This is a genomic window from Chromohalobacter sp. 11-W (assembly GCF_029889905.1).
Taxonomy (GTDB): domain Bacteria; phylum Pseudomonadota; class Gammaproteobacteria; order Pseudomonadales; family Halomonadaceae; genus Chromohalobacter.
Window position 1 is genome coordinate 100,320 of record NZ_JARANZ010000002.1, and the last position, 22,600, is coordinate 122,919.

A 22,600-nucleotide genomic window follows, 5' to 3' on the forward strand; every position below is an offset into this window, starting at 1 on the left:
CCCGCTTGAGTTCCCACTGCAAGATGGATATTCAACGCCCCAGCGTTGTTTTAACTCATTGAAAGCACAAAAAGTCTTGACGACTCGATGAATGCTGGTAGTATACACCGCCGTAAGCCGGAGGGATGGCAGAGCGGTTGAATGCACCGGTCTTGAAAACCGGCGAAGGTTTGCGCCTTCCCAGGGTTCGAATCCCTGTCCCTCCGCCACTACATCAAAGCGCCCTGAGATTTCAGTAACTTACTGGTCTCGGGGCGTTTTCGTTTCGGGATGTTACATCTAGCCGTTACACCGCATTGTTACAGTTACAGCGGCAACGACGCGATACCGCTCATGAGCGTGTGCGCCTCGATGAGCGTTAGCCTCCCCGTCGTGAAAGCGCCTGTGTCGATGTAGTGGACGTTCCCCAGCCATGTGGGGCGCTCCACGATGGTGTGCCCCACCACCACGGCATCGATACCGCTGACCGGGGTCTCGTCGCCACGCCGGATGCGCGTTCTTCCCCAAAGCTGGTCCTGCGAAGGCGTTACGACGTCCCGCCAGTCTGCGGGTGGTTCGGCGTGAACGATCCCGAGACGCTTGCCCGCGACTGATATTTCGCGCGCATAGGGCATGCAAGGCAAAGCCTGCTGAAGCATCATCTGCGCTTCCGCCAACCCCGCTTCCAGGGCCCAGGTGCCACCGTTGACCATCCAAGCATCGCGGGCTTTGAGACTGCCTCTTTCCTCGCCCAGCAACGCGTCATACGCCAGCATTTCATGATTGCCACGCACAGCGTAAAACCAAGGCTCGAGGGCGAGAGACAAACATTGGAGGCTATCGGCGCCACGATCGATCAGATCCCCAACACTGAACAGTCGATCTCGTTGTCGATCGAAACCGACTGCGTTCAATCTGTCATGCAGCAAGGACCATTGACCGTGTATATCACCGACGAGGAAATCGCGGCCGCGCTCATTGGGACCGTGCCGTTGAATCACGTCGCTTGCTCCTTTCCCGCTACTGAACGCATCGCACGAGCCAATTAAATATCGCGAAAGGCCGACTTTTCAGAACGCCGAGCCAAGTCACGTGAATCTCCGCCTTCCAGCTCCAACGCCTTCGCCAGCAGCTCATCGACGCTGGCACGTGGATGCGCCCCAGCCATCTCGACGCTCTCGAAATCACTCGCCTTGCATTCCGGACACCTTGCTTCCAGCGGCCGACGCGTTGCCTTGATGAATACTTCAACCTGACAAGCGCGACAACGATAGAGGCGCCGATGGGGCATGGACATGACAAACTCCGCGGGGCAAAAACAATCTATTCAGCGTAGAACAAGATAACGCGCCGTGCGCTATTGTATTCAAGTACCTGGCTCAGTGATAAAGCCTCAACCCAACCCGAGTCACCCGGTTACCTTCCACCGCATTGACGACCCAGTGAAAGCCATGCCAATCGACATCGTCCCCTACCACGGGATGGCCACCGACACGCAGCGATACGAATTCGCCCAGCGTCATGTTCTGCTCACCGGCGCTCAAGGTCAGTCCATAGGCATCCGCCACGTCGCTCATGACGGCTTCTCCATCCAGCGTAAAGGTGCCGAAGAAGGCACGCTCACGCTTGAGCGTGGCGTCTCCGTTGAACAAGCGATTGAGCGCCGGCAGATCCTCGCTGCGTCCGATGACGCAAATCACATCGCCAAGTTTCAGGCGCGTACTGCCTTTGGCATGCAGCATGGTGTGCTTGCGAAACAGGCCGGAAATCAAGGCTCCCGACGGGAAGCGCAGCAAGCGAATGGGCACGTCCTCAAGTGCTTCGTTCTCGACCTTGTAGACGAACATTTCATAATCGTTTTCCGGCAACACCCCTAGCGGACCGCGACGGTTGGGCGTCGTGCCGGCCGGTACCTCGACCCGCATCCAGCGTGCCACCCGCGCCAGGGAGGCCCCCTGCATCAACAACGACATCAACACCACGAAGAAGGCGACGTTGAAATACAGCGTCGCATTCTCGACCCCCGCGATCACCGGAAAGATGGCCAGTACGATGGGCACTGCACCGCGCAAGCCTACCCAGGAAATGAAGCCGAGCTCTCGCCAGCGGAAATTGAAGAACGGCTTGAGCGAAACCAATACGGCCAACGGTCGCGCCACGAAAATCAAGCCCAATGCCAAGACGGCCCCCGGGATGGCGTAATCGATCATTTCGCTGGGCGTCACTAACAACCCAAGGACCAGGAAAAGCCCGATCTGACTCAGCCACGCCAAGCCATCGTGGACCGGCAGAATATGCGTGAGATGCCGCCCAGGCTGGTTGCCGATCATCAAGCCCGCCAGATAAATCGCCAGGAAACCGCTACCGCCCGCCGCACTGGTCAAGCCGAAGATGAAGAACCCCGACGCCAGCGCCAGTAGCGAATAGAGCCCTGACGCCAGATCGAGCCAGCGCAGCAGCTTGGCAGCTAGCCAGCCACCCCCCACCCCGAACAACAAACCCAACCCGAACTGCGAGGCGAACGTCATCAGTGTGTGCCCGACACCACTGGCACCGTTTACCAGCACTTCGGCCAGAGTGATAGTCAAGAAGATCGCCATCGGATCGTTGGTGCCTGACTCGATCTCCAGCGTCGCCCCCACCCGCTCGTTGAGCGTCACGCCCTGCCCACTGAGCATCGAAAAGACCGCAGCGGCATCCGTCGAACCGACGATGGCACCCACTAGCAAGCCTTCCACCAGGGAAAGATTGAATATCCAGGTCGCCAACAGACCCACGAGCCCACTGGTTACGAAAACCCCGAGTGTCGCTAGGCACAGCGCCGGCTTGAGACCCACGCGGAACGTCTTGAGACGCGTGCGCAAGCCGCCATCGAGGAGGATCATCGCCAGCGCCAGGTGCCCAATCAGGTAGGCCAGCGAATAGTCGTCGAACTCGATGCCCAGCACGCCTTCCTCGCCAGCCATCATGCCCAACCCCAGGAACAGCACCAACAGCGGCACACCGATGCGCGACGAGACGCGGCTCGCGACGATGCTGAGCGCGATTAGAAATCCCGAAAACAAAAAAAGGCTGTTGATGGTATCCACGACTAACGACTATCTCCCTAAATTCAAGGGCCTAGTATGCCATGTCCCGACACGCCATGCTGTCACCTACATCAACCAAGCAGGATGCGATTTCAAGATATGCCAGTCGATATCGCCCTGTAATCGCATGGCCCAGATAAGGGCACGCATCCCCCGACGATATTCGCCAAGCGCGACATCCGGCGACTGTCGCCGGTAGGCGGTGACAAAGGCGTCCCGCTCAGCGGACCTTGTGATGAGCAGCTCAGCCACGCATAGATCAAACTCGAGCGGCGCCCATACCAGCGCCTCCCAGTCACTCCATAGCCAACCGGTGGCGCCGCACAGGAACTGATCAGCACGCAAATCGGGCAGGCACCACACTGCGCGTGAGGGTACAGGAAAATCGGGAAGCGTCTGCCAATCGGCGCAACGCGGGTGATGTCTCAAAAAATCGTGCGCCCGTCGCGGCCACTGCGGCAGCGTCCAGACCGTCTCTAGAGGATGCCCCCAGCCCGACACCGTTTCGCGATGCAGATGCCCCAACTGGCTTCCCAAGAGTTCAGCGAACACCTCTCCCATCGGGGCCGGCGTACCCTCGCTCCAGGGCAGGCTCCAGAGCGGCGTCTGGTGCAGCGCGCCCAGGTACGTCAAAGGCAAGGGCGGGAGCGGCAAATGTGTCGGTAAGGCACCGGCCAAACGCGTCAGCGCCTCGGGACAGCGCCAGCGGTCGAAGCCGAAGAGACGATCCACCCCCTGCCAGAATGGGTCCTGGGTCGGGTGCGTTCGAGCCAGCTTGAGCAATTGCGGTGTCTCATCGCACGTTCGCCACAACCAATTGGCACTGTCATCCCAGGCCAGTGGCAACGGGGCAAGCGCATGACCGGTGAAGACCTCGACGCGGTGCGTCAATGCGGGATCGGGATACATGCACACTCCTGACAGCCCAAGCGATAGCGAGGCGGCGGACCCGGCACGTCTGGGCAGTCGCCGCCGTATCAGGATACAATAACCATCTCTGGATAGGGGTGCCCATCACGCAATGGGCTGAGAGCGCCACGCGCAACCCTGGAACCTGATCCGGTTAGCACCGGCGGAGGAAATACCAGAGCGTGCCGTCGGCACGTCCTTCGCCCCATTCATGGAGCCTTGATGACGTCCCTCGGTTTTTCCCTGTCGCAGGCGCGGCTCGCCTTTTCGGGGCAATGGCTATTCGATGGTCTTTCGGCCACCTTCGCTCCCGGTAGCTGGACGGGGCTGCTCGGCCGCAGCGGCAGCGGTAAAAGCTCCCTGCTGCGCATGATCGCCGACCTGCCCATTCCCGATACCCATACCCTAACCCTCACTACCGACGATCAGCGCCCGCTGGCCGGCCGCCTAGCGTGGATGGCCCAGCAAGATCAATTGCTTCCCTGGCGCAAGGTCATCGACAACGTTCTGCTCGGCCCCGCGCTGCGTGGACACCCCACGGCAGCACAACGTCAGCACGCGATGACCCTGCTCGACGACGTCGGCCTAAGCGACAAGGCCGAGCAATGGCCCAAGACGCTATCCGGCGGGCAACGCCAGCGAGTGGCGCTGGCACGCACACTCTTCGAGGATGCGCCAGTGGTCTTGATGGACGAGCCCTTTTCCGCCGTCGACGCCATCACGCGCCTGGAATTGCATGAGCTCGCCGCGCGCCTGCTGGCCGGGCGTACGGTGCTCCTGGTGACGCACGATCCACTCGAAGCCCTGCGACTGAGCGATCGCATCCTCATACTCGGCGATCAACCGGCGTCGTTAAGCGACTTCGAGGTTCCGCACGGACAACGCCCTCGCGCCCTCGACGCACCCGATGTACAGCGCATGCAATCGCAGTTGGTGGCGCGCCTTCATTCTGCCCCCCATACCAACATCGAGGGGAGCATCTCATGAGCGTACTCAAGCGTCTCTGGCCCGCCCTTGTAGGGATTCTTTCCATCCTCGGGCTTTGGCAGGTACTCGTCGTCGTCACCGGCGTTCCCGGTTATGTTCTGCCCTCACCACTGTCCGTCATGCGAGCGTTCGCGTCGCACCAGCAACTGTTGTGGCATCATGCCGGTATCACGGTGATCGAGATCGTCGCGGGGCTGCTCATCGGGTGCATCGGCGGGCTAGGCACCGCGCTGGCCCTAGCGCGCTTTCATGGCTTGCGGCGTACTCTGCTGCCGATACTGCTGATCAGCCAAGCCGTGCCCTTGTTCGCCCTCGCGCCTATTCTCATGCTATGGCTGGGCTATGGGATGACCGCGAAAATCGTCATGGCCACATTGATCATTTATTTCCCGGTCGCCTCGACATGCTATGACGGCCTGCGCCAGACACCACAAGGGTGGCTGGATCTAGCCCAGACGCTGGGGGCCGACCGTCGACGCCGCCTGCTACGTATCCAACTGCCCGCCGCCTTACCGGCGCTAGCATCGGGCATGCGCATGGCCGCCAGCGCCGCCCCCATCGGCGCGGTGATCGGCGAGTGGGTTGGCTCCAGCCAGGGCCTGGGGTATTTGATGCTCAACGCTAACGCACGCATGCAGGTCGACCTGATGTTTGCCGCCCTGCTGATTCTCGTCACCTTCGGGGTCGCACTCTACTTCACTACCGACGCCGTCATGCGACGTCTCATGCCATGGCACGACGACCGCACCGGCGCTACTAGCTGACAACCGCCCGGGGCAGCGTCCGTCATTGCGTGACAACGCCCCATACGCCGCCTTTCACGGCGATAACGATAATGCCCGCCACGCTTCAACGGGCGGGAGATCCGCAGGAGAACATCACATGCTACGTTTGACTCGACGCCTCATGGGAGCTTGCCTTGCGTTGGTATTGATCGCTTCCGGCCCGGCATGGGCCGCAGATGACGACGACACCACCGAGACGACGTCCCTGAAGGTCATGCTCGATTGGTACACTAACCCGTCGCACGCTCCCCTGGTCATCGCCCAGCAACGCGGCTTCTTCGAACGACACGGGCTCGACGTGGAACTGATTTCGCCCGCCGACCCCAGCGTCCCTCCCAAGCTGGTCGCCGCCGGCAAGATCGACATGGCCATCAGCTATCAACCTCAGTTACACCTACAGGTCGACCAAGGCTTGCCGTTGGTGCGCGTCGGCACTCTGATCGCAACGCCGCTCAACATCACGCTGGTACGCGCCGACAGCGATATCGAAAGCATGCAAGACCTAGCCGGCAAAAGCATCGGCTATTCGGTGGGCGGCGTCGAGGAAGTGCTGCTCAATACCATGCTCGAGCACAATGGCGTGGCGCCGGATGACGTCGAGATGGTCAACGTCAACTTCGCGCTGACACCGGCGCTGATCGGCGAGAAGGTCGATGCCGTCACCGGTGCATTTCGCAACTTCGAACTGGCACAGATGGCGCAGGAAGGCGTCAAGGGCCGCGCCTTCTATATCGAGGAAGAAGGCGTGCCCACCTACGATGAACTGATCTTCATCGCCAATCGCGACACCCTGGATGCGCATCGCGATGCTTATACCCGTTTCATGACCGCCATCGAAGAAGCCACGGCATGGATCATCAACCACCCCGACGAGGGCTGGAAAGCCTTCAAGGCCTCCGATCCGGCACTCGACACGCCAGTCAACAAGAAAGCTTGGTACAACACCATTCCACGCTTCGCTTTGCGGCCCGCAGCGCTTGATGGGCGTCGCTACGAGGCCTTCGAGTCGTTTCTGCTTGAGCGCGGCCAGATCAAGGCCAAGAGCCCGCTGTCACGCCTCGCCGTCGATCTCAGCCAGCCTTGACCCCAAGCCGCGCCGACCATGCGAGAAAGCGAGAAAAATCCTCTCGCATGGCCGGCGCGCCATTTCATGCCGCTAAAAAGCGTGCCAAGGCTTCCTGAAACGCCTCGGGCTGCTCGGCATGCAGCCAATGCCCCGCATCGGGAATGGTCTCGATACGTGCCTCGGGCAACACCGACTCGACCGCCGGCAACACATCATCGCCAACGTAGTCGGAACGCCCGCCACGCAGCACGAGCGTCGGCCCTGTATAGGCGCCTTCCCCGTCCGGCACTGCGACGATATGAGCGTAATCGTCCTCAATCTCGTCGAGGCCCACGCGCCATATCAGCGTGGCATTCTCACCACGAATCAGATTGGTCGCCAGGAACTGCCGTATCGCCGGCGTTTCGACGAAGCCCGTCATGATCCGATCGGCTTCCTTGCGGTCCGCAGGCGGCTGCCGCTCGACGGCACGCATGGCCTTGAAGATCGCCTCATGGCCATGCTCATAAGCAATCGGTGCGATGTCGGCGACGATCAAGCGTGCGACACGCTCAGGCGCTTGACGCGCCAACGTGATGGCGACCTTGCCTCCCATCGAGTGACCTAGCAGATCGCAGCTTTCGATCGCCAGGCGATCCAGCAAAGCATCGACGTCAGCTGCCTGGGCGGCATAGTCCATGCCTGCCTGGTGAGGAGACTTTCCGTGGTTGCGCAGATCGACGGCGATCACGCGACGGCTTTCCTGCCAGCGCTTGATATGCGAGCGCCAGTTGTCGGCACTTCCGAACAAGCCGTGCAACACCACCAGTGGGCGCCCGGCGCCGCCGGTATCGACATGATGTAATTCCACAATTTGCCTCGTCAGCCATTCAAGTCATGCCGGCATAATACCAGAGGCGTTTCAGGCATTGCGCCCCGAGACCTGCTCGGAGGCATCGGCGACATGCGCCAGGCGGCGCGTCAACGCCCCCAGCAGCACACCATACAACGGCAGGAAGAAGGCCAGACTGACACTCAGCTTGATGGCATAATCCACCCAGGCTATTTCGACCCAGTGCGCGCTCATGAACGCATTGGGCCCATTCCAGAAGGCGATGGCGAAAAACGCGAAGGTATCGGCCAGGTTGCCCAATAGGGTCGAAAACGCCGGTGCCACCCACCAGGCACGCAGCCGCCGCATCCGATCAAAGACGTGAATGTCGAGCAACTGCCCCAGCACATAGGCCATGAAACTCGCCAGAGCGATACGCCCTACGAACAGGTTCCAATCACCCAGCGCCGAGGCCCCCTGGAAGGCGCCATCCTGAAACAGCACCGACACCACATAGGAAATCAGCAAGGCAGGCAACATGACCCGCGCGATGGTCGTGCGCGCCCGGCGTTTCCCGAACAGCCGCACGGTCAGGTCGGTGGCGAGAAAGATGAATGGAAAGCTGAAGGCTCCCCAAGTAGTGTGTAAGCCGAACATCGAAAACGGCAACTGCACTAGGTAATTGCTGGCCGCGATGACGACAATATGGAAGCTCACGAGCCACCCCATCAAGCGGCGCGCTTGGCGAGAATCGAGCACAAACATGTAGCACCTTTTTAGTTGCCGAAAGAGGCCGAGGGGTAAGGGAACCCTCAAGGCGGGACGGCGTGAAAGACGCCGAGTGAAAGCGGCGGGATTGTAAAGGATTTCACCGATGTCGGCCAGCGAGACGCTTCGCGCCCCTTGCCATGGGAGTACGCGTCCATCGCCAAGTGCCTCAGACGAAAAGGAACTATCGTTGTTACTTCAATGCCTTACAATATAACAAGTGTCATGGTAATGCCCCGTCCCACGGTCGGCAGATATCGCCGCACCCCCAACCGATGAAATACCGTTGAAGACTACCTTGGACAGGGCTGGCGAAGTTATTGAAGATTCGCTAAATCAAGAATGAGTAACAGGGAATGACGGCTTGTCCAATCGGTGAAAGGACACACCCGACATAGACGGTCATTCGACACGCGAGCATCCCTTTGCCGCGGGGCGCCTATCCCTCGCCCTTCGGCAATCAATCGCCAATCCCAATGTAGGAGAGACAATATGCGCCCGCTCCAGCCTGCCTCCGCCCTGATCGACGCCGGTTACGGCGCCATCGACAAAGGCACGACGCTACTCAAGGCCATGGCCAACGAAAACCGCCTGCGCATCCTGTGCCTGCTCGACAACGCCGAGCTTTCGGTCACCGAGCTGAATCGCAAGCTCAACCTCAGTCAGTCGGCGCTGTCGCAGCACCTAGCCATCTTGCGCCGTGAAAACCTAGTGGTCACACGACGTGCCTCGCAGACCATCTACTATTCACTGGCGGGCGATGAGGCCCGCACCGTGATCGATTCGCTGGTCGCACTGTACGGCAAATCCCGCTAACCGGCCCTGGCAGCGGCTCAGCGCCGCTGCCAGCTGCTGGCTTCCAAGCGCTCCATGACGCGATCCCCCAGACGCTCGATCCCCATCGAGGCCCCCACGCCGACACGCTGCAACAGCGAATGGTGCGGCTCCAGCTTTACATGCAGAACCCGTGCCTCTTTCATCCGCGCCGCAAGATAACCGTCGCTGGTGGCGATCTCATCGATCAAGCCATCCTCGAGGGCCTGACGGCCGTACCAGATTTCGCCGGTCGCCACCTTGTCGACTTCCAGCGCCGGACGCCGCTCGCCGACGTAGCGCTTGAAGAGATCATGGGTTTCCTGCAAATCGTCGAGAAACTTGGCGCGTCCCTCGTCGGTATTTTCCCCGAGCACAGTCAAGGTTCGCTTGTAACGCCCCGCCGTGAGTAGCTCGACATCGATATCGTGTTTCTTGAGCAGGCGATGCACATTGGGCACCTGCGCGACCACCCCGATCGATCCGATGACAGCGAACGGCGCCGCAATCAAACGGTGCGCGCAGCACGCCATCATGTACCCGCCACTGGCGGCGACCTTATCGACACACACGGTCAGATGCGCGCCGGCATCGCGCAGCCGGTCGAGTTGCGCAGCGGCGAGCCCATAGGCATGCACCAGACCGCCACCCGAGGTGAGACGCACGACCACTTCATCCTCGGCCTGCAATTCGCCCAACAGCAGCGAAACCTGCTCCGCCAGCTGCGGGGTGCGCGATGCTTTGAGGTCACCATCGAAATCGAGCACCCACACCCGCGATGACACTTCGTCAGATGCATCATCCTTTCCCTTGCGGCGCGCCTTTTCCTGCTTGCGCAACGCCTTTTGTGCGTGCCGCCGCCGTGCGGGCGACATCCCGGCCAGGCGCAACGACTCACGCCGCCGCCGTTGGCGCTCGTTCAATGTCACCACACGCAGACGGTTATCATCGCCTTGCCCACTGGCGCGCTGTTTGAGGGATACAGCCAGCACGATCAGTACGCCCAGTGCGATTACCAGAGTCGCCAACTTGGCGGCGAACAAAGCGTATTCCGCTATCCATTCAATCACGTCGCTACCTCATGCTTGGATGACAATCAATACAGCTCTTGTATGAAACATTTGTTTGAAATAGGCTGGAGTTTCCATCAACATCACAGAGTGACCGATCATGGCCGACGCCAGTACCGTCATCGAAAAACTTCAGTCGCGCTTCGATCCTGCCGCCGCCCGGGGCATGAATGATATTTTCCAGTTCCACATCAGCGATGCCGAAGACTATTACCTGCATTTTCAGGACGGCACCTTGGACGTTCAGCAAGGCGAACACGACGACCCATCGGTCAGCCTGACCACCGACACCGAGACTCTGAAAGGCGTGATGAGCGGCGACATCAATGGCATGCAAGCCTTCATGAGCGGCAAGCTCAAGGCCGCTGGCAATGTCATGCTAGCCAGCAAGCTCACCAGCCTGTTCCCCAGCGGCTGATCCGCTCTTTTCTTTCGTTGTTACATCTCAGCGCATCGCCACCGCGCTGAGGTGCGTCTCGATCAACTGACGCGAAATCGAATGGCTGGGGGGCAGCTCCGGCAAATGGCGCGGCGTGAACCAAGCGGCATCGGCGATCTCTACGCCATCGATGCGAATGCGTCGGCTAGCTGCCTCAGCAAAAAAACCCAGCATCAGCGAATGCGGAAACGGCCATGATTGACTGCGAAAGAAACTGACCCGCCCGATCTCGACCCCGACTTCCTCGTGGACTTCACGCCGCACCGCGCTTTCGGCGGTTTCCCCTGGCTCGATGAACCCCGCCAAGGTGGAATAGCGTCGCGCAGGAAAACGCGCGTTGCGCGCCAGCAACAGGTCTCGCCCATGGGTCACCAGAGTGATGATGCACGGCGAGATGCGCGGATAGCTGCGATGACCGCACGCCTTGCACTGCATGGCAAACTCGTGCGATAGACGCTGCATCGGCGTTCCACAGCGCCCACAAAAACGATGATCGCGCGCCCAGGCGGAGACTTGCAGCGCCGTGGCCAGTAGATCGCCCTGTGCGGCGGGCAAGCGCGCCAGCCAATTTCGCGCCGGAGGCCAACTTGCCTCGCCGCTCTCGTGCGCCATCGCGACTGGCAAGCCTTGCCACATTCCTAGCGGCATGGCGTGCTCCGGCCAAGCGCCGGGCGGCTGTAGAATGCCCGCCTCTTCACCAGGGGCGATGCCCGCTTCACCGAAACGAATCCAATACCCCCAGCGCGGCGTCTCCGCGCCGGGCAGCTCTCTCACGAATGCCGGTGTCGAAGTGATCGTCATGACGGCCCCTGCGACGCCTCATCCAACGCGTCCCAATGACACTCGCCCGCCGCCTGGCGAATACGATCGAGCTTGGCTCGATGCGCATTCAATTCCGTATCGCTGGGCCGCGTCACCGCCAGAGTCACGCCTTCCCGCGCCACGCGGCGAATACCGCTGACACTATTCGCTCCTTCCGTATCACCGCCAGCGCCCCCTTCGACGCCGGCTAACGACAGCGCCGTCTGCCCCCCGGTCATCGCTAGATAGACATCGGACAAGATTTCCGCATCGAGCAAGGCGCCGTGGAGCACTCGGCGGCCGTTATCGATGGCGTAACGCTTGCACAGCGCGTCCAGGCTATTGCGCTGTCCTGGATGCATCTTACGCGCCATGGCCAGCGTATCGAGCACGCCGCAGTACTCCGCGACCGGACCCAGCCGAGGCCCACCACGCTTATTCTGCAGCAGGCCGAATTCATGATCGATAAAGCCGACGTCGAACGCCGCGTTGTGAATCACCAACTCGCCGCCGCGAATGTACTCCCAGAAGGCATCGGCAACATCTGCGAACACGGGTTCGTCGGCAACGCGTTCATTGGTGATACCGTGTATTTCCACGGCCTCGGGATCGATATCGCGTTCGGGATTGATGTATTGATGGAAGTTGTTGCCGGTCAGCCGGCGATTGACCACCTCCACCGCACCAATCTCGATCAGACGATGCCCTTCCTTGGGATCGATGCCGGTCGTTTCGGTGTCCAGTACGATCTGACGCATTGCTTACTCTTCTCCTGCCATGGCTCGCCGCTGAGCCGCCTGGATATCGTCGGTAGCAGCGTTGGCGAGCGTATCGGCCAGTTCGTTACCTTCGTGGCCGCTGTGTCCTTTTACCCAGTGCCATTCGATGCGATGGCGCTGGGCTTCCTCGAGTAGTTCACGCCACAGCTCGGCGTTTTTGACCGGCTTCTTGGCGGCGGTCTTCCAGCCACGCTTGATCCAGCCATGGACCCACTGGGTAATGCCTTTTCGCAGGTATTCGGAATCGGTCCATAGCGCTACTTCGCAGGGACGCGTCAAGATTCGCAGCGCCTGAATCGCAGCCGTCAGTTCCATGCGATTGTTGGTGGTCTCGTCCTCGCCGCCATTAAGGGTTTTCTCATGCTGACCGTAACGCAGCACCGCGCCCCAACCACCGGGCCCGGGGTTACCGCGACAGGCGCCGTCGGTATAAATGGTCACGTGGGGCATATCGCCCACGGTGGGAGTATCAGTCAACCTCGGCCATCCTATCGTCGTGGGCGTGCGTGGCGCGGCCCGAGCGCCCGCCATGATCGCGATGAAGCGCGGCGGGGCCGAGCCAGTTGCCCGCCATCGAATCGCGGCGCAGCAAGGTGCGCACCGGCTGTACAGGGACCTGCTTACGCCGAGCCACGATCAAATAACACCCCCCAAAGGGAAGGTTATAGCGGCGCCCCAGCGTTTCGAGTCCCAAGTTATGAATATGCCCGCCAGGCAGGCGAAAGCCGCAGTAGTCTACGCGGTCGATCTCGAAATCGACAAACGCCAGCCACTCCCGCAACCGGCCGCTGCGCCGCCAACGCCCCTTGCAGGGCCAACGACGCCGACTGGCAGGGGACAAATGTCCCAGGGCATCGGCGCCGAAGGGATTCCAGCCCATCATGACCAGCAAGCCATCATCGCGCGTGACCCGTGCCGCTTCACGCACCAGATGATGCGCGTTGGGCATCACCTCCAACAGATGATGCACCAGTACAAGGTCAAGGCTTTCATCGGGAAGCGGCAAGGCGCTGGGATCGCATACCAAGGAAGCATCGTCCTGAGCCAAGGCGCGCGTCGGCGCCCAACTCATCGCATGGCGAATGGGGCACATGTCGGTCAGCCGCGAAGCCATACCAAGTTGCAGGCTGTGAGCTCCGAAGCGCGACTCGCAGAGTGGCCCCAGACACGCACGCTGTGCCTGCCATAACGCAACGCCCTCCTCGGAGCCCCAGAAGCGGCGCCCCTCGCGGACGGCCTGCGCCAACGTCATCGTCATATGTGAATTTGACACGACGGCCCATTCCCCCCAAGGTTGTCGCATTTTACGCTGCCGTCCGCCATCGTGCATGGCATGACGACAGGCGTGTTTCCGACGTTTGCCGAGGTCTAGCGTATTATGTTGACCGTGATTCCAATTCCCGCGTTCCAGGACAACTATATCTGGCTGCTCCGTCAGGATGCCAGCGATAAGGTCGCGATCGTCGATCCCGGCGATGCGCAACCCGTCATCGAGTACCTGGAGCGTGAAAACCTGAACCTGGTAGCGATCTTGGTCACCCACCATCATCACGACCACACGGGCGGTATCGAAACGCTAGTCAAGCGCTACGGACCGCGCGTGATCGGCCCCGACAACTCGGCCATCCCCGCCGTTGAAGAAGTCGTGGGCGATGACGACGAATGCCGTGTTCAGGGTCGGCGCTTCGAAGTCTTCGCAGTCCCCGGCCACACGCTCGACCATATCGCGTTCTATGCCCCCGGAACGCCGGGGCTGCTGTTTTGCGGCGATGTAATGTTCTCGGCCGGTTGCGGGCGCTTGTTCGAAGGCTCGCCCGCGCAAATGCAGCGCTCACTCGAGCGCCTCGCGGCATTGCCCGACGACACCATGGTCTTCGCGGGCCACGAATATACGCTGGCCAATCTGCGCTTTTCTCAGGCTGCCGAGCCCGACAACCCCACGCGGGACGCCTACCTCGAGGAGTGCGAAAAAGCACGTCGGCTGGAACGCCCCACGCTGCCCACCAACATCGGCTCCGAGCGCCAGATCAACCCCTTCTTGCGCATCGACCAACCCGGCCTGCTCAGCGCGGTGGCCGAACAAGGCAATGCCGACGACGCCAGCAGCGCCTTCGCCACGTTGCGCGAATGGAAAGACCGTTTCTAGCAACATCATGCCCAGCTGACGTCATAGCCCTCGAGAGGTTCGCTTCCCATGCACGTTCGATCGATCCGCCGCCAAGCTCGGGGCTTGGCGGGAGGTCTTTTTCTGATCACCTTGTCGCTACCCGCACTAGCGGCCAGCGACTCACCGACCGGCGGCGACACGGCTGCATCGGCGCACCACGGTACCTTCTGGCAAGCGTTGGAGCTTCAAAGCGCCGCGCAAGCCGATGCCTGGACGCGCCTTAAAAGCGGCTTCGGATTGCCTCACGACATCGAGAATCCGCGCGTCAAAGAGTGGCTCGACTACTTTTCCGCGCATCCCGAATATGTCTCGGCCGTGGCCCAGAATGCGCGTCCTTGGCTACGTTGGGTCACCCGTCAGCTCGAAGCGCGCGACATGCCCACCGAGCTGGCACTGCTGCCGTTCATCGAAAGCGCTTACGACCCCACAGCCGCCCATCCCGGCGGCGCCTCAGGACTATGGCAGTTCATGCCGGGCACTGGCGAGGCCATGGGCCTGACCGATACATGGTGGTATGACGGCCGCCGCGATGTCGTCGCCTCGACAGCCGCCGCTCTCGACTATCTGCAGACACTCGCCGACCAATGGTATGAGGGTAATCTAGAGCTCGCCCTGGCGGCTTACAATGCTGGTGCGGGTACGGTCAACCGCGCGCGTGAGCGGGCCGCCGCCCAAGGCAAGCCCATCGATTACTGGCACCTCTCGCTGCCCAATCAAACCATGGACTATGTGCCAAAGCTGCTGGCGTTGGCCGCAGTTGTGTCCGACCCGCAACGCTATTCGGTCACCCTGCCCGATATTCCCGATAGTCCTGCCATTGTCCAAGTAAAAACCAAAGGCCAACTCGCGCTGACCGATGCCGCGCAGCTCGCCGGGGTTAGCGAATCGCGACTGCGCGAACTCAACCCGGCCTTTCGCCGCGAGGCGACACGCCCCAGTCAAAACGCCAAGCTGGTGATTCCCGCCGACAGCCGCAAACGCTTTCTTGCCAAGCTCGACACGCTGCCGGCCGAGAAACGTCAGGCCAAGGCGCATTACGTCGTCAAACGCGGCGATACCCTTTCCGGCATCGCCGCGCGTCATGACATTCCCCTCAGCGTGCTACGCCAACAGAACGCGCTCAGCGGCGATACATTGCGCATCGGGCAGTCGCTGGTGGTCCCTTCAATCGGCCGCTCCCCCAGCTTGGCCAGTCACGACACCACGCGCGAAGTCAGGGTCAAGCCGGGTGACAGCTTGTCGCGTATCGCAGCGCGCCATGACGTCAGCGTCGGCGATCTGGCACGCTGGAACCAGCTCGATAAAAGCGATTATCTGCAACCTGGGCAACGTCTGACCTTGCGCCAGGCCTCTCGCTGACCGCATTGAGCGATACCTCTACTCAGCGCGGCATCACTGGGGTAGGCTAGCGAGCGGGCCGGTGCTTCACCGGCCCTTGCGCATCTTGCTTCAAGGAATCGGTTGATGCCCTCGTTCGTTCTCACCTTGCTGTTGGGGTCTTGCCTATGGGCGATCAGCCTCGCAGCGCTGGCCGTGCCGGCCGCAGACGTGCCAACCGTCGCGGGAATTTCTCTCTACGATGCCCCCGCGCTGCCCGATGACTTCTCGCACCTGCCCTACACTAATCCGGATGCGCCCAAGGGCGGCGAAATGCGGCGTGCCGCACAGGGCAGCTTCGATTCGACCAACCCCTTCATCATTCAGGGCAACCCGGCCGACGGCCTGAATCACGTCTACGACACCTTGATGGAAGCCAGCGCCGACGAGCCCTTCACCATGTATGGGTTACTGGCAGGCGGCATCCGCCTCGACCCTGATCGCCACTGGATGGAAATCGATCTACGCCCGGAAGCACGTTTCCACGACGGCCATCCCGTGACGGCCGAAGACGTCGTGTTCAGCTTTCGCCTGCTGCGCGACGAGGGGCAGCCCTTCTATCGCGCCTACTACGCCGATGTCGACAAGATCGAAGCGCTGGATGACGACACCGTGCGCTTCGAATTCAGCGACAACAACTCGCGCGAGTTGCCACTGATCCTCGGCCAGCTTCCGGTGCTGCCCAAACACTATTGGGCCTCACGCGACTTCGCCACACCGACGCTGGACAAGCCGCTGGGGTCTGGCCCCTATGCGGTTGAGAGCCTCTCGCCGGGGCGCCGCATCGTCTATCGTCGTGCCGAGGATTACTGGGGGCGCGACCTGCCCATCAACCGTGGGCGGCACAATATCGACCGCCTGGTCTACGACTACTACCGGGATCAGACCGTGGCGCTGGAGGCCTTCAAGGCCGGCAATCTCGATCTGCGTCGCGAAAGTAGCGCCAAGAACTGGGCCACCGCGTACGATACCCCCGCTCGTCAGGAAGGCTTCATCAAGCGCATGGTCGTCCCCGACGCACAGCCCGCCGGGATGCAAGCCTTCGTCATGAATCTGCGCCGCGAGAAATTCCAGGACCGTCGCGTTCGCGAAGCGTTGACCCTGGCGACCGACTTCGACTGGCTCAATACGCATCTCTTCTACGGCGCTTACGAGGAAACCGATAGCTACTTCGAGAGCTCCGAGATGGAAGCCAGCGGCCTGCCCAGCGACGCCGAACGCGCGTTACTCGCGCCTTATCGCGATCGCCTGCCGCAGGATGTTTTCGACACGCCCTTGCCCGCATCCCGGCCCGAGGGGTTGCGAGCACGCCTGAAAAAAGCGCTGGGCCTGCTGCGCGAGGCTGGCTATGAGGTCCATGACGGCACCCTGGTCAACGACGAGACCCAGCAACCGCTGCGTCTCGAATTCCTGCTCTACGATACTCAGTTCGAACGCGTCACCCTGCCGCTGATTCAAAACCTCGAGCGCCTCGGCATCGAAGCCAGCCTGCGCGTCGTCGACGTCAATCAGTTCCTGACGCGCCAGCGCAACTTCGATTTCGACTTGATCCTCGGCAGTTTCCCGCAGTCCGCCAATCCAGGTAACGAACAGCGCGAATTCTGGACCAGCGACTATGCCGACGCGCCGCGCAGTCGCAACTTGATCGGCTTGCAGAATCCCGCCATCGACGGCCTGGTCGATCGCCTAATCCGTGCCGACAGCCGGCAGGCACTGGACACCGCCGCGCGCGCGCTCGACCGGGTACTGCGCTGGGGCTTCTACGTCATTCCCCAGTGGCATCTCGATGGCACCCGCGTGGCACTATGGGACAAGTTCGGCTATCCCCAGCCATTCCCCGAATACACCTTCGATCTATCGAGCTGGTGGGTCGATCCACAGCGCGCGTCCCGGATAGAACAACGTCAACGCGGCGAACGCTAAGGACAGCATCGTGGCTAATTACATCCTACGCCGCCTGTTACTGATGATCCCTACCCTGTTGGGCATCTTGCTGCTCAACTTCATTATCGTGCAGGTGGCACCGGGCGGTCCTATCGACCAGATGCTGGCCCGCTTCGAGGGCATGGACAGCAACGCCAGTACGCGCCTGGAAAGCGGCGGCGAGACCTCCAGCGGTGACACCCGCAATGCGCGCGGCATCGACCCACGTCTCGAAGCGGTACTAGAGAAGCAGTTCGGCTTCGATAAGCCCCCCGTAGAACGATTCTTCGGCATGCTGGCCGATTACGCCACCTTCGATCTCGGCGATAGCTTCTTTCGCGGGCGGCCGGTGATCGACCTGATCGTCGAACGCCTGCCGGTCTCGATCTCGCTAGGACTCTGGACGACGCTGCTGGTGTACTCGATCTCGATACCGCTCGGCATACGCAAGGCCTTGCGTCACGGCTCGCGCTTCGATGTCTGGACCTCGGGGCTGATCATCGTGGGGTATGCCGTACCGGGGTTCTTGTTCGCCATCTTCCTGATCGTGGTGTTCGCCGGCGGCAGCTACCTGGACTGGTTCCCGCTACGCGGACTGACCTCACCCGACTTCGGCGATCTGTCCTGGTGGGGCAAGATCCAGGATTATTTCTGGCACATCGCGCTGCCCGTACTGGCCTCGGCCATCGGCAGTTTCGCCACGCTCACCATGCTGACCAAGAACAGCTTCCTCGACGAAATCCACAAACAATACGTGCTCACTGCGCGTGCCAAGGGCGCTAGCGAGGGTCGCGTGCTCTACGGACACGTGTTCCGCAATGCCATGCTGATCATCATCGCGGGCCTGCCTTCGGCGCTGGTGGGCATCTTCTTCACCGGGTCGCTGCTGATCGAGGTAATCTTCTCGCTCGACGGCCTCGGACTGCTCGGCTTCGAGGCCGTCATGCAGCGCGATTACCCGGTCATTTTCGGCACCCTGTATCTCTACACCTTGATCGGATTGGTGCTCAAGCTGATCTCGGATCTCACTTATGTGTGGGTCGACCCTCGCATCGACTTTGCGACGCGGGAGGCATAATGACACTTCGCATGCGCGCACGCCCGTCTCCCATCGCCCGTCGCCGCTGGCAGATCTTCCGCGGCAATCGGCGCGCCTGGTGGTCGCTGTGGGCCTTCGCCCTGCTGTTGATCGTCAGCCTGGGCGCCGAGTTGATCGCCAACGACAAACCCATCGTCATGCACTACCAGGGCCAGTGGTACGCCCCGGTGGTATTCGATTATCCCGAGACCGAGTTCGGCGGCTTTCTCCCCACTACGGCCGACTATCGCGACCCCGCCGTGCGGGAAAATATTGCCGCGCAGGGCTGGATGCTATGGCCGGCCGTGCCCTTCTCCTACGACACGCTGGATCGCGAGCTGTCGGGACCCGCACCCTCACCGCCCTCGGCACGCCACTGGCTAGGAACCGATGACCACGGCCGCGACGTCTTCGCCCGCGTGATTTACGGCTTTCGTTTGTCGGTGGTCTTCGCCGTGGTACTGACGCTGGGCTCCATGGCATTGGGGGTCCTGTTCGGCGGCATACAAGGCTATTTCGGTGGCAAGGTCGATTTGATCGGCCAGCGCATCATCGAGATTTGGTCGGGCATGCCGGTGCTGTTCCTGCTGATCATCCTCGCCAGCCTGGTGCAGCCCAACCTGTGGTGGCTGCTGGGCATCATGCTGTTGTTTTCATGGCTGGGCCTGGTCGACATCGTGCGCGCCGAATTCCTGCGTGCGCGCAATCTCGAGTACGTGCGCGCGGCACGCGCCATGGGACTGCCATCACGCCTGATCATGTGGCGCCATGTGCTGCCCAACGCCATGGTCGCCACCCTGACCTTCATCCCGTTTCTGTTCACCGGCGCGATCACCACCCTCACCGCGCTGGATTTCCTGGGCTTCGGTCTTCCGCCAGGCTCGCCCTCGCTGGGCGAACTCGTCGCCCAGGGCAAGAACAACCTGCAGGCGCCCTGGCTTGGCATCACGGCCTTCCTGAGCCTCGGGATCATGCTTTCGCTATTGGTCTTCATCGGCGAAGGACTACGTGACGCCTTCGACCCGCGCCACGCGCCCAGCCCCCTCACACCGACCTCCGCCGATACCGACGATCTACCCGGGAGAACCGCGCATGGCCACTGACGACGTCGTATTCGAGCTCGATGCCTTGCGCATCGCCTTCGGCGACATGCGCGTCGTCGAGGACCTGTCGCTCACCATACGCCGTGGTGAAACCGCCGCCCTGGTCGGTGAGTCGGGCTCCGGCAAGTCGGTCTCTGCCCTGGGCGCCCTCGACCTGCTGCCGCCTAGCGCGCGCGTCGAGGGTGGACGTCGGCTCTGCGGAGAGTCTCTCGAAGGGCTATCACCGCGACGCTGGAATACGCTACGCGGCGGTCAAGTCGGTTTCGTGTTCCAGGAGCCCACGACCTCGCTCAACCCCTTGCACACGGTCGGCAAGCAGCTCGGTGAAACGCTGCGTCTTCATCAAGGGTTGCGTGGCCGTGCCGCCCGCCAGCGCGCTCGGGAATTGCTGGTGGAAGTACAGTTGCCGCGCCCCGATGAAATGCTCGAGGCGCATCCCCATCAGCTTTCGGGCGGTCAACGCCAGCGCGTGGTGATCGCCATGGCCATCGCCAACGCGCCACGACTTCTCATCGCCGACGAACCGACCACGGCACTCGATGTCACCGTGCAGCAGGAAATCCTGGCCTTGCTGGCGCGGCTACGCGACGCCAATGGCATGGCCATGCTGTTCATCACCCACGATCTCAACCTGGTGCGCCGACATGCCGACAGCGTGCATGTCATTCAGCATGGACGACTCGTCGAAAGCGGCAGCGTCACACGCGTCTTCGATGCCCCGCGCGCGGCTTATACCCAACACCTGCTCGCCGCCAACCCGGAAGGCCACGCCGCGCCGCTGCCGGCGACCCGCACGATGCTGCTCGAGGCACGTCGCCTCGGCGTCTCTTTCGCGCGGAGCAAATCCTGGTTCGGGCGCCGTCCCGCCCCGTTCGTGGCCGTCCAGCCGCTGAATATCACCCTGGCGCGCGGCGAAACCCTAGGCCTGGTCGGGGAATCCGGCTCCGGCAAGACCACCCTGGCGTTGGCGCTTCTACGCCTGACCGCCGCCGACGGCGAAGTCCTCTTCGATGGTGAGCGCTTGGATACATTACGCGGCAATGCACTACGCCGCCGTCGGCGACGCTTTCAGGTCGTCTTCCAGGATCCTTACGGCTCGCTCTCGCCACGCATGCCGGTCATGGATATCGTCAGCGAAGGGCTGCGTTTCCATCATCCTTCACTCAACGATGAGGAAATCGAGCAGCGGGTCGCCACCACCCTCGAGGAAGTCGGTCTGCCAGCGAATTGCGCAGCGCGCTACCCACATGAATTCTCGGGAGGCCAGCGTCAGCGTATCGCCGTGGCACGCGCCATCATTCTCGAGCCCGATCTACTCGTGCTCGACGAGCCGACCTCCGCGCTCGACCGCAGCGTGCAGAAGCAGCTCATCGCTTTGCTGCGCGGCCTTCAAGCGAGACGCGGGCTGAGCTACCTATTCATCAGCCATGATCTCGCCGTCGTACGCGCCATGGCGCACCGCATCGTGGTGCTTAAAGACGGCGAGATCGTCGAGCAAGGCGACTGCGACACGCTGCTCAATCAACCTCGAGAGGCGTATACCAAACGCCTTCTCGAGGCCTCTGGACTGCACTTCGGCACCTGACGAACTTTTCTGGGTATCCAGATGAGGTGGTTGATTAGTTGATACCACGTTGAGGTCACACCACGCCTACTCAACGGACTCGCTGGTTGGTAGATGGTTAGAAGATTGCCCCATCTGTTAACAGAGTAGTCACCAGAAGGCGGTGCAGCCCCGCTAATCGACACTAAGCGAGAGCCGAGCCACGCACCAGTCCCATACCGCATCTCGCGGGGCATGAGGTAAGGATGACCGCTTGCGGACGAGGAAATAGCTGGGCTCTTTGATAATGGCCTCATCCGTGACCTGCACTAGACGCCCAGCCTCGAGATCCCCCGCCACAAACGCTCGGCATGCCAAGGCGATGCCCTGGCCAGCCATGGCTGCATCCAGCGCCAGTGTCGTCTGGTTGAATACCGCGCCGGGCAGCTTGCTGTCGGCACGTAGAAACATCGGCCAATGACCGTGCGCGTCATGCAAGAGCGGAAGCTCCCTAAGCCGTTCGGTAGAGAGGGGGAGCGGTAAATCTTTGACCAGATGGGGGCTGGCGACCGCAACCAGCTCCTGGTGGAACAGCAGCTTAGCCTCGACCCCGGATGGAAACGGGGGGCGGGTTAGCCGCACTGCGATGTCCACCTGGTCGCGCTCAAAATCGGAGAGCGCCTCGGTTGCGACCGTGCGCAATTCCACGCCGGGTAGCGCAGCGTTCAGCTCGGCTAGACGAGGGATCAGCAGCTTCGCGGCGAAGGTCGGCGTAACACTGATCGTGACAGTATCCGGTCGCTCCAGGAGTCGTCCGGTGGCCTCTCCGAGCGTATCGAAGGCGCGGGTCACGTCCGTCAGATAGACTGCGCCCTGTGGCGTCAGGACGAGGCCGCGCGGCAAGCGCTGGAACAGAGCCTGGCCCAGATGTTGTTCCAGCGCGCGCACCTGCTGCGCGACAGCGCCTTGGGTGACGCTCAACTCCTCGGCGGCAGCCCGGAAACTCAGTCGGCGGCCTGAGACTTCGAAGGCACGCAGGGCATTGAGAGGGGGAAGTTTGCGGCGGGATGGCGTCATGGCGATAGCCTATAGTTTTTCTACAGTCTTACACGT

General features: G+C 61.6%; 23 protein-coding genes, 1 tRNA gene and 1 riboswitch. Of the genes, 12 read left to right on the plus strand and 12 right to left on the minus strand.

The window, feature by feature from the left end; all coding sequences use genetic code 11:
• The first annotated feature begins 119 nt into the window (after positions 1–119).
• Positions 120–209 (plus strand) — tRNA-Ser (locus tag OP494_RS03200).
• Positions 210–305: 96 nt separating this feature from the next.
• Here OP494_RS03200 and OP494_RS03205 read toward each other — a convergent pair.
• The 4 genes from OP494_RS03205 to OP494_RS03220 all read right to left on the minus strand — a co-directional run bounded on the left by OP494_RS03205 (position 306) and on the right by OP494_RS03220 (position 3,977).
• Positions 306–980 carry a metallophosphoesterase gene (locus tag OP494_RS03205; RefSeq protein WP_280539275.1) on the minus strand — a complete coding sequence of 225 codons (675 nt, stop codon included), beginning with the start codon at positions 978–980 and terminating at the stop codon, positions 306–308.
• 44 nt (positions 981–1,024) lie between these two features.
• The gene (locus OP494_RS03210; protein WP_280539276.1) at positions 1,025–1,276 is read right to left on the minus strand and encodes a hypothetical protein; all 252 of its coding nucleotides are present in this window, start codon (positions 1,274–1,276) and stop codon (positions 1,025–1,027) included.
• An 82-nt stretch (positions 1,277–1,358) separates the two neighbouring features.
• Positions 1,359–3,068, minus strand: coding sequence for a potassium/proton antiporter (locus OP494_RS03215; protein WP_280539277.1), 1,710 nt, complete (start codon positions 3,066–3,068; stop codon positions 1,359–1,361).
• Positions 3,069–3,134: 66 nt separating this feature from the next.
• Positions 3,135–3,977 carry a hypothetical protein gene (locus OP494_RS03220; RefSeq protein ID WP_280539278.1) on the minus strand — a complete coding sequence of 281 codons (843 nt, stop codon included), beginning with the start codon at positions 3,975–3,977 and terminating at the stop codon, positions 3,135–3,137.
• Between the two features lie 84 nt (positions 3,978–4,061).
• A riboswitch (TPP riboswitch) is annotated at positions 4,062–4,166 on the plus strand.
• Positions 4,167–4,199: 33 nt separating this feature from the next.
• Between OP494_RS03220 and OP494_RS03225 the strand changes: the two genes are divergently transcribed.
• The 3 genes from OP494_RS03225 to OP494_RS03235 all read left to right on the plus strand — a co-directional run bounded on the left by OP494_RS03225 (position 4,200) and on the right by OP494_RS03235 (position 6,833).
• Positions 4,200–4,964, plus strand: coding sequence for an ABC transporter ATP-binding protein (locus OP494_RS03225; protein ID WP_280539279.1), 765 nt, complete (start codon positions 4,200–4,202; stop codon positions 4,962–4,964).
• A complete protein-coding gene (locus OP494_RS03230) occupies positions 4,961–5,728 on the plus strand; it encodes an ABC transporter permease (protein ID WP_280539280.1) in 768 nt (255 codons plus the stop codon). The genes OP494_RS03225 and OP494_RS03230 overlap by 4 nt, the downstream gene beginning before the upstream one ends.
• 118 nt (positions 5,729–5,846) lie before the next feature.
• Complete coding sequence (locus OP494_RS03235; protein WP_280539281.1) at positions 5,847–6,833, plus strand: ABC transporter substrate-binding protein; 987 nt, start codon at positions 5,847–5,849, stop codon at positions 6,831–6,833.
• Positions 6,834–6,897: 64 nt separating this feature from the next.
• Here OP494_RS03235 and OP494_RS03240 read toward each other — a convergent pair whose 3' ends face one another.
• Both OP494_RS03240 and OP494_RS03245 read right to left on the minus strand, forming a co-directional pair.
• Positions 6,898–7,665 carry an alpha/beta fold hydrolase gene (locus OP494_RS03240; RefSeq protein WP_280539282.1) on the minus strand — a complete coding sequence of 256 codons (768 nt, stop codon included), beginning with the start codon at positions 7,663–7,665 and terminating at the stop codon, positions 6,898–6,900.
• Positions 7,666–7,716: 51 nt separating this feature from the next.
• Positions 7,717–8,391 carry a 7-cyano-7-deazaguanine/7-aminomethyl-7-deazaguanine transporter gene (locus tag OP494_RS03245; RefSeq protein ID WP_280539283.1) on the minus strand — a complete coding sequence of 225 codons (675 nt, stop codon included), beginning with the start codon at positions 8,389–8,391 and terminating at the stop codon, positions 7,717–7,719.
• 495 nt (positions 8,392–8,886) lie between these two features.
• Here OP494_RS03245 and OP494_RS03250 point away from each other — a divergent pair, with 495 nt between their 5' ends.
• Positions 8,887–9,210: a metalloregulator ArsR/SmtB family transcription factor gene (locus OP494_RS03250; RefSeq protein ID WP_040241256.1), complete on the plus strand. Its 324-nt coding sequence runs from the start codon at positions 8,887–8,889 to the stop codon at positions 9,208–9,210.
• Between the two features lie 17 nt (positions 9,211–9,227).
• Here OP494_RS03250 and sohB read toward each other — a convergent pair whose 3' ends face one another.
• Entirely contained in the window at positions 9,228–10,277 is a 1,050-nt protein-coding gene (gene sohB / locus OP494_RS03255; RefSeq protein ID WP_280539285.1) for a protease SohB, read from the minus strand.
• Positions 10,278–10,377: 100 nt separating this feature from the next.
• Here sohB and OP494_RS03260 point away from each other — a divergent pair, with 100 nt between their 5' ends.
• Positions 10,378–10,695: an SCP2 sterol-binding domain-containing protein gene (locus tag OP494_RS03260; RefSeq protein ID WP_280539286.1), complete on the plus strand. Its 318-nt coding sequence runs from the start codon at positions 10,378–10,380 to the stop codon at positions 10,693–10,695.
• 27 nt (positions 10,696–10,722) lie between these two features.
• Here the strand turns inward: OP494_RS03260 and nudC are convergent, their stop codons facing one another.
• Genes nudC through OP494_RS03280 form a run of 4 tightly spaced genes read right to left on the minus strand, consistent with a single transcriptional unit; the run spans position 10,723 to position 13,569 of the window.
• Positions 10,723–11,517: an NAD(+) diphosphatase gene (gene nudC, locus OP494_RS03265; protein WP_280539287.1), complete on the minus strand. Its 795-nt coding sequence runs from the start codon at positions 11,515–11,517 to the stop codon at positions 10,723–10,725.
• Complete coding sequence (gene dnaQ, locus OP494_RS03270) at positions 11,514–12,275, minus strand: DNA polymerase III subunit epsilon (protein WP_280539289.1); 762 nt, start codon at positions 12,273–12,275, stop codon at positions 11,514–11,516. Before dnaQ ends, nudC begins: the two co-directional genes overlap by 4 nt.
• Before the next feature lie 3 nt (positions 12,276–12,278).
• Positions 12,279–12,746 carry a ribonuclease HI gene (gene rnhA, locus OP494_RS03275; protein WP_280539604.1) on the minus strand — a complete coding sequence of 156 codons (468 nt, stop codon included), beginning with the start codon at positions 12,744–12,746 and terminating at the stop codon, positions 12,279–12,281.
• A gap of 19 nt (positions 12,747–12,765) precedes the next feature.
• The gene (locus OP494_RS03280) at positions 12,766–13,569 is read right to left on the minus strand and encodes a methyltransferase domain-containing protein (RefSeq protein ID WP_280539290.1); all 804 of its coding nucleotides are present in this window, start codon (positions 13,567–13,569) and stop codon (positions 12,766–12,768) included.
• Positions 13,570–13,674: 105 nt separating this feature from the next.
• Here OP494_RS03280 and gloB point away from each other — a divergent pair, with 105 nt between their 5' ends.
• The 6 genes from gloB to OP494_RS03310 all read left to right on the plus strand — a co-directional run bounded on the left by gloB (position 13,675) and on the right by OP494_RS03310 (position 21,529).
• The gene (gloB, locus tag OP494_RS03285) at positions 13,675–14,442 is read left to right on the plus strand and encodes a hydroxyacylglutathione hydrolase (protein WP_280539291.1); all 768 of its coding nucleotides are present in this window, start codon (positions 13,675–13,677) and stop codon (positions 14,440–14,442) included.
• A 48-nt stretch (positions 14,443–14,490) separates the two neighbouring features.
• Positions 14,491–15,822: a LysM peptidoglycan-binding domain-containing protein gene (locus OP494_RS03290; RefSeq protein ID WP_280539293.1), complete on the plus strand. Its 1,332-nt coding sequence runs from the start codon at positions 14,491–14,493 to the stop codon at positions 15,820–15,822.
• 105 nt (positions 15,823–15,927) lie between these two features.
• The gene (locus tag OP494_RS03295; protein WP_280539294.1) at positions 15,928–17,763 is read left to right on the plus strand and encodes an extracellular solute-binding protein; all 1,836 of its coding nucleotides are present in this window, start codon (positions 15,928–15,930) and stop codon (positions 17,761–17,763) included.
• Positions 17,764–17,773: 10 nt separating this feature from the next.
• Positions 17,774–18,841, plus strand: a complete 1,068-nt coding sequence (locus tag OP494_RS03300; protein ID WP_280539295.1) for a microcin C ABC transporter permease YejB — start codon at positions 17,774–17,776, stop codon at positions 18,839–18,841.
• Positions 18,841–19,944, plus strand: coding sequence for an ABC transporter permease (locus OP494_RS03305; RefSeq protein ID WP_280539296.1), 1,104 nt, complete (start codon positions 18,841–18,843; stop codon positions 19,942–19,944). The genes OP494_RS03300 and OP494_RS03305 overlap by 1 nt, the downstream gene beginning before the upstream one ends.
• Positions 19,934–21,529, plus strand: a complete 1,596-nt coding sequence (locus tag OP494_RS03310; protein WP_280539298.1) for a dipeptide ABC transporter ATP-binding protein — start codon at positions 19,934–19,936, stop codon at positions 21,527–21,529. Before OP494_RS03305 ends, OP494_RS03310 begins: the two co-directional genes overlap by 11 nt.
• Positions 21,530–21,682: 153 nt before the next feature.
• On the opposite strand, the gene OP494_RS03315 is transcribed toward OP494_RS03310, so the two are convergent.
• Positions 21,683–22,564, minus strand: a complete 882-nt coding sequence (locus OP494_RS03315) for a LysR substrate-binding domain-containing protein (protein WP_280539300.1) — start codon at positions 22,562–22,564, stop codon at positions 21,683–21,685.
• Positions 22,565–22,600 lie beyond the last annotated feature (36 nt).